The 7,490-nt window shown below is 57.8% G+C and carries 5 protein-coding genes; all 5 read right to left on the bottom strand.

Annotation, left to right across the window (positions count from 1 at the left end; genetic code table 11):
- Nucleotides 1-277 precede the first annotated feature (277 nt).
- The 5 genes from JMV16_RS15950 to JMV16_RS15930 all read right to left on the bottom strand — a co-directional run bounded on the left by JMV16_RS15950 (nt 278) and on the right by JMV16_RS15930 (nt 6,636).
- Complete coding sequence (locus JMV16_RS15950) at nt 278-664, bottom strand: VOC family protein (protein ID WP_201495295.1); 387 nt, start codon at nt 662-664, stop codon at nt 278-280.
- A gap of 734 nt (nt 665-1,398) precedes the next feature.
- A complete protein-coding gene (locus tag JMV16_RS15945; protein ID WP_201495294.1) occupies nt 1,399-1,833 on the bottom strand; it encodes a YybH family protein in 435 nt (144 codons plus the stop codon).
- Nucleotides 1,834-3,851: 2,018 nt separating this feature from the next.
- On the bottom strand, nt 3,852-4,238 hold the full coding sequence (locus tag JMV16_RS15940; protein WP_201495293.1) for a GNAT family N-acetyltransferase: 387 nt from the start codon (nt 4,236-4,238) through the stop codon (nt 3,852-3,854).
- A gap of 178 nt (nt 4,239-4,416) precedes the next feature.
- Complete coding sequence (locus tag JMV16_RS15935; RefSeq protein WP_201495292.1) at nt 4,417-5,667, bottom strand: hypothetical protein; 1,251 nt, start codon at nt 5,665-5,667, stop codon at nt 4,417-4,419.
- A 603-nt stretch (nt 5,668-6,270) separates the two neighbouring features.
- Nucleotides 6,271-6,636, bottom strand: a complete 366-nt coding sequence (locus tag JMV16_RS15930) for a VOC family protein (RefSeq protein ID WP_201495291.1) — start codon at nt 6,634-6,636, stop codon at nt 6,271-6,273.
- Nucleotides 6,637-7,490: the final 854 nt, after the last annotated feature.

The raw sequence follows: 7,490 nt of genomic DNA, 5'->3' as shown, positions 1-7,490 counted from the left end.
CGCACATCCATTACGGGTGGCAACCTCAGGCTCCGTCGCGTTCCCCGTCCGGCAACGGGAATCATGAGATCTGCAATTGCAGAGGGCTGACTTTTGCCTCTTGACAGAAAGAAGCCATATCAACGTTCGAGCTAAGCGGGCGCCGACGGTAGGACGCCAGGTCCGGGCTGGCGAAAATGTACCGCGTACCGCCAGACCGGGCCTGGTGGCCTGCCGTTGGCGCTCCGCTTGAGCGAGGGGTTAGGCCGCAGTTCGCTGCGGATGGCGCTTGGACAACTCATTGACCGGCTGGTGGCTGCCAGAGTTCGACCTTGTTTCCCTCTGGGTCTATGACCCATGCGAACTTTCCGTATTCGGAGTCGTCGATCTTGTCGAGGACGTTGCAGCCCTCTTCCTTGAGTACTTTCACCAGCCCCTGCAAGTCTTCCACACGGTAGTTCACCATGAACTTGGCTGTGCTTGGGGCGAAGTGGTCGCCCTCATCGGCCCCGACGGACCATATTGTCGTGCCGCCTGTTGGTTTGCCTTCTGAGTCAGTCCAAGTGAATGCAGTGCCACCCCATTCTTGTACATTGATACCTAGGTGACGTTTGTACCAGGCCTGAAGCGAGGGCGCGTCTTTGGCTTTGAAGAAGATGCCGCCTATACCTGTGACTCGCTTCATATTGGCCTCCGAAGAGTAGTGAATGGTGGGACGGTGCCCGTTTCTGCGGCCTAACGTGGGAGCTAAGCTGGCACCGACGGTGAAACGCCAGGCCCCGGCCACAGAAAATGTACAGCGTACCTGTGGCCGGGGCCTGGTGTTTTGCCGTTGGGGCTCAGCTTGAGCGACGTGTTAGGCCACGCTTTTGACGGCCAGTGATGCACGCCTTGTCTTGAGCCGACTTGGTGGCACTGCCACGGCGACCAGCTTCTGCGTGGCTCAGGCGCCCAGCACGAGGACGCCAACGTTTCTGAGCTGCGAATGCTGGGCAGGCTGGGTGTCTTTCGTCGGTGCTGTGCTGGCGAGGCGTAGGCGGCGACGCCAAAGAGCTGGCCGATTAGATTCTCGGCGTAGTGCTGGACGTCGGGGCCGATATTCATTTGTGATGTGGGCTTAAGCGCAAATACTCGTGTTGCCTTGAGACTAGGCCTCTGCTCGCGGCATTTGGTCGCCTTCCGGGCCGCAGCGATGGTGATGAACGGATGCATTTAGTGCGGCTGGTGGACTTCGCGAAGACTGCCGAGGTGGGTGTATTTGCGTGGCCTAACGTTCGAGCTAAGCGGGCGACGACGGCAGGACGCCAAGCCCGGGCCTGTGACAATGTACGGAGTACCACAGGCCCGGGCTTGGTGGCCTGCCGTTGGCGCTCCGCTTGAGCGAGGGGTTAGGCAGCACTTGGCGCGAAGGCCACGGATTCACTTGGCTCGGGACAGTATGGCCTTAGCATCTTCGAAGCCTACTGGCGCTGAAGTGTGTTCATGGACAATTCTCAGGACGTGCCCGGTACTCTTGAGAACCCAGGTGAGCCGATTCTGCATAGCGCGCAGTTGTTCTCCTTGGGCGGAGACCGCGGAGTAGGTGACGATTGCGCTGAGTGATGCAAAGCCTTCGCTTGCGACGACTTGAACGTCTTCAAAGTGGACGTTCACCGTCTCGGTGCCCAGCGACGTGAACCAAGATTCAACAGCTGACTGCCAAGACGCTGCGCCTTCGTATGACCAGATTCCCCAGGTGTCAAAGACCCGAACCTTCGGGTCGTAGAGCTTCATGAGCGTGCCTGCATCCTTGGCGCGGACTGACGACTTGTAGGTATCAAGCACGCGGGTGATTGCTTTGTCGATGTCAGCCAATGTGGCTCTCCTGAATTCAAGGGACTCCGGGCGCCAAAGCGGGTGGCTTGTGCTGCCTAACGTGGGAGCTAAGCTGGCAACGACGGTGAAACGCCAGGCCCCGGCCACAGAAAATGTACAGTGTACCTGTGGCCGGGGCCTGGTGTTTTGCCGTTGGGGCTCAGCTTGAGCGACGTGTTAGGCCACGCTTTTGACGGCCAGTGATGCACGCCTTGTCTTGAGCCGACTTGGTGGCACTGCCACGGCGACCAGCTTCTGCGTGGCTCAGGCGCCCAGCACGAGGACGCCAACGTTTCTGAGCTGCGAATGCTGGGCAGGCTGGGTGTCTTTCGTCGGTGCTGTGCTGGCGAGGCGTAGGCGGCGACGCCAAAGAGCTGGCCGATTAGATTCTCGGCGTAGTGCTGGACGTCGGGGCCGATATTCATTTGTGATGTGGGCTTAAGCGCAAATACTCGTGTTGCCTTGAGACTAGGCCTCTGCTCGCGGCATTTGGTCGCCTTCCGGGCCGCAGCGATGGTGATGAACGGATGCATTTAGTGCGGCTGGTGGACTTCGCGAAGACTGCCGAGGTGGGTGTATTTGCGTGGCCTAACGTTCGAGCTAAGCGGGCGGCGACGGCAGGACACCAGGCCCGGGCTGGCGAAAATGTACCGCGTACCGCCAGCCCGGGCTTGGTGGCCTGCCGTTGGCGCTCCGCTTGAGCGAGGGGTTAGGCCGCACTCGCATATCTGGCAATAAGTGCCGCGATTATAAGCAGGATACTAATTCCAAGAATCATGCTCCACTGCCTCTTGGTTATTAATGCAATCTCCTCGCTTCGGGGGCTTTTCTTGCTAAAGGTGAAAGTAAATACGGCAGGGCGCAAAAACCAGGCGACTCCGAAGATCGCCCATCCGAACATGCTTAGGATGCGCCAGGGATTGCCATCCTGTGAGTAGGAATAACCGGTGTCTGCCAGAGGAATCCAAACAATAGCGGTGTTGAGTAGCCTGTGATGAAGGCTTCGAATTGGTGCAATCATTCTTTGACTCCTTCAATTGCCGCGCATGAAGACGTTGTAGATTTTCGTATTGCTGACTCGGTTGGCAAAAGAACTTTTGTCCTGATAGCGAGTTGGCTGCCAACTGTGGCGAAGTGGATTTTGTGCGGCCTAACGTGGGAGCTAAGCTGGCACCGACGGTGAAACGCCAGGCCCCGGCCACAGAAAATGTACAGCGTACCTGTGGCCGGGGCCTGGCGTTTTGCCGTTGGTGCTCAGCTTGAGCGACGTGTTAGGCCACGCTTTTGACGGCCACTGATGCCCGCCTTGCTTTGAGTTGACTTGCTGCCACTGCAGCGGCGCCCATTTTCTGCTGCGCACCGGCAACCAGCACGAGGTTGCAGCCAACTTGCCTGAGCTGCTACTGCTGGCGAAGCTTGGTGTATTTCTTCGGTGGTGCGCTGGCGAAGCGTAGGCGGCGATGCACCCGAGCTGGCCAACTAAATTCTCGGCGAAGTGAAGGCGGCTGAGGCTTTCTGTCACTTGTGGTGCTGGTTCCAGCGCAAATACTTGCAGTACCTTGATACGAGGCTTTTGCTCGTGGAAATTGTTCCGCTTCTGAACCGCAGCGATGTTGGAGAGCGGATGCATTTGGTGCGGTTGGTTAGTTTCGCGAAAGCTGCCGGCGTGGGTGTATTTGCGTGGCCTAACGTGTTTTATGCGACAGCGTTACAAAGCTGACATGACTGGATTGAACGCAATCGCCTTGATTTTGGCAAGTAGTCGGACGCAGAAAAGTCATCAATGAGGCCCTCACGCTTGGGGGAACACTTAAGGGAAAGTCCGGGGAGGCTGCAAAGTTTGGGATTGCCACGAAGGCTGTTTTGGCGGGTGGTGCGCCAACACTGGTTCCTGTGAGGCCTAACGTTCGAGCTAAGAGGGAGCCGACGGCTTACCGCTAGGCCCGGGCTGCGGAAAATATAGCGTACCGCAGACCGGGCCTGGTGGTAAGCCGTTGGCGCTCCGCTTGAGCGAGGGGTTAGGCGTCGATCGCAACGGCATAGAACAGCTCAGTAGAACCATCCTTGTTGACGTGGGCGATGGTGCCGATAGGTGTCCAACCCAGGCGCTCGAAGATCCGCTGCGTACCAACACACCAGTCCTCCGTGGATGAGATGAGCTTCCTACCCTTCGCAACGCTTTGAACATGCCTGACAAGGGAGGTAGCGACTTCCTGCCTTCTGTGTTGCTTGCTGACGCACAAATAGGTGAGAAGTGGTTGCCCAAGAAGACCCCGAGGTTCGTAGCTAGCGTAGCCAACGATGACACCTTTTTGAGTTGCCACGAAAAGGCACTTGGCGTCGATTTCAGCAAGTCGGTCTCCACCAAATTCATCAATCTCAGCAATGGTAGCTTGGTCACTCAAGTTGCCAAGCCGAACTTCTGTGGAAACTGGGAGTGTCACGGTGGTTGTTTTCGACGCCTAACGTTCGAGCTAAGCGGGCGACAACGGCAGGGCGCCAAGCCTGGGCCGGTGAAAATGTACCGCGTACCACCGGCCCGGGCTTGGTGGCCTGCCGTTGGCGCTCCGCTTGAGCGAGGGGTTAGGCGTCTTTGGCAACGGGGTGGCGCACAATGAAATCATTGCTGCCACGGGCAAATCCAGTTAGCTTGCTCTTCTGTTCCACAAAGTAGTCGTGAACAAACGAGACAATCTGAATTCGATCTTCGTACACTATGTGCAACTGATTGCTGTAGTGTTCTGATCGCGGGAAAACGCGCCAATGCACGGGCTCACCTGGGAAAACATTGACTTCGTTGTCCGAGCGAAGCACAACAAGCCGATCTGGCAACTCGACTATGCTGCCGAACGGTGCAGTGCCAGTTGCGACGATCTGGGTTGGATCGATGTTCAGTTCTTTCGAACCTAATGATTTGAATAGCTCCGAGTCTGTCGGCTTCGCAATAGATTGCCCATCGCCAGGCTTGCGATCCGGCGGAGGGGCGTAATTCACCACCTCTAGCCCAGATGCGTTTAGCTTGAAGATTTTTTCGTTTGAGCCCCAGACGTATGAGTCGACTGTCGCTGCCCCATTCCCGAACATTCGTTCTTCGCCAATAACTTGGTCGAAAACGCGATGCGCACGGTTCGTGCGTGGGTCCTTCTCACGGCGGAAGTTGGCAAGATAGGCGGCTACGGTGTCCCAAGCAAATACGCTCTGGAAGGCCCACTCGCAAGAGCTGCATGGGCGTTTCGCTAAAGTTCGCAGTTCATCAAGTAGAGTCTCGGAAGTGCTCTTAAAGGCGAACTCGAGAAGCCCGTCCGATCCGGCTGCCGCCGCAATTGCTGTGCTCTGGTTTGAGGCCTTAACTTGAAGAATGCGGCCGTCATGATGGCGGCGCGCCGACTGCTTCAGCAATTTTGACGAGGCGCCCGACCTTAGTGCAGAGAAGAGGCCGGAATCACTACCCGCAAAGACGTGGTGGTAATAGATGTCCGTATCCACCGGCAAAAAATCGAATGGGCTGTCTGAAGTCCTCCAGAATTTTGACCAGGATTGTTCGGACGCCTCAAGTGCAAAGCTAGCTAGGGCGTTCAACTGGCGCTTAATGACGACCTCAATATCTGGGTCGCGCAGAATCTTTCGCACTTTCTGTGTATAGAAGAGGTCGCTGTCAGAGAACGCCACACGTAGTGCCGTCTGAATGGCCGGATGCGCCAAGGCCATTTCATCAATTAGCTCAGACCAATTTATACGGTGATAGCTACCCTCAGCGCCAAAGAGCGTAAGTTCACCTGAGTAAATCTGGGAATCCCAGTACTCGCCTTCAAGTAGCAGGCTTACAGGCTGCATCGCTTGCCCCTGTAGATTTTCGCGAACTTGGCTTTGTTGATGATGCCGCCATTTCGCCACTTCTCAAGCACTGCATACGCTGGGCGGTCGTAAGGTGCAAGCCAATGTGCGACTGGATAGCCGTGCCAATCGCCTTGGTTCCCTACGAACTTGGCAATTTGCACCTCGAACTGGTTCGGAAGTGCTGTCGTCCCGAGAATCACTGGCACTGCTTGAACAAGATACAAGCCCCAGACCGCATCGTTAGCGGTCCACTCTGCAGCCAATGCACTCGTGAAAGTCTGTGTCTCCTCCAAAACGGATATAGACCACTGTGACTTCTGGGAGGCGAAGGCGGCGTTTCGATGCTGAGGGTGAGGGATGTAGGCCATCTTGGCGCTAGTGTACGGGGTTAGACAGGGGAAGGGCCGGAAGGGTGTTTGAAGACGCCTAACGTTCGAGCTAAGCGGGCACCGACGGTAGGACGCCAGGCCCGGGCCGGTGAAAATGTACCGCGTACCACCGGCCCGGGCCTGGTGGCCTGCCGTTGGCGCTCCGCTTGAGCGAGGGGTTAGGCCACGCTCGCGAATGCTGGCGAGAAGCGCTCAACTTGCGCACGGGAAGCTACTTGACGGCAGTGGGATTGAAGTGCGGATTTTCGATGATACCAAGGCGATTCCCGAATGGGTCCGTCACTGCGGCGACCTTTGTGCCTCCGCCTACTTCGGTCACTGGCTCGAGTGCGCTGGCGCCAAGGGAAAGCAGCTTAGCAAAAGCCATCTCCGCGTTTTGAACTCCCCACAGCGGTTGAGCACCTGCCACACTTGATTCACCTTCGGGAACAAGACCAAGTTCGAATCCGCCGACCGAGAAGCCCACATAGAACGGCTGATCGAAGTAGGGCGCCTGGCCAGTAACTTGGCTGTACCAATCCTTTGCTGCTGCGAGGTCTTTGACCGGATAAATGGCGGTGCGTAGGCCGAGGATCATGTTGGTGCTTTCGTAGTTTGAGTTTCAAGCGGGCTACGCGATCCGACAGTGCTGATTGCGTGGCCTAACGTTCGAGCTAAGTGGGCGACGACGGCTTGCCGCCAGGCCCGGGCTGCGGAGAATGTAGCGCACCGCAGCCCGGGCCTGGGGGCAAGCCGTTGGCGCTCCACTTGAGCGAGGGGTTAGGCAGAGCTGCGCATTGGGTGGAGAGCTTTGAATTCTGGCTATCTTCTTGCTCGCGAACAAAGAAGGCTTCCCGCTCCACGCTGGCGAGCGTGGCGTGCCACGTCTTCAAGCCGCCGCGCCAGAGGGGCAGGCCGTGACGCGCAAACGCTGGCCGCGGCGGCCCCACGAACTGATTGAAATTCATGGCTTCCTTCGCAGTGTCCTGCGCAGACATAGCGCTGCTTCTTCATGTCTTGGTCTTCGTCTCGTCGGAGCAGGGAACCATGCGTGCCTATGGCTATGGAGATTCCGGCGTCACCGCTGTAGCCGGCCGATGGTGGTGCGGCTCTGCCGCCTCGTGGCTGTTCGGTTCACGCCGCCAGGCGCTGACTCTGCTGGAACACCACAAGGCTTGCCCTGCGCTGCCTAACGTTCGAGCTAAGCGGGCGCCGACGGTAGGGCGCCAGGCCCGGGCCGGTGAAAATGTACCGCGTACCACCGGCCCGGGCCTGGTGGCCTGCCGTTGGCGCTCCGCTTGAGCGAGGGGTTAGGCAGCACTTGGGGTACGACCGGGGCGGATGGGTGACACTTTTCTCGCAGCGTGCAGGTGACGAGACAGGGACGATGGACCTCCACAAGGAGGGTACCAATGCCCTGGAAGGACACCAACATCATGGAACTGCGAATTC

It is taken from the genome of Rubrivivax sp. A210 (genome assembly GCF_904426505.1).
Classification (GTDB): Bacteria; Pseudomonadota; Gammaproteobacteria; order Burkholderiales; family Burkholderiaceae_C; genus Rubrivivax.
This window is presented reverse-complemented; position numbering and strand designations above follow the sequence as displayed.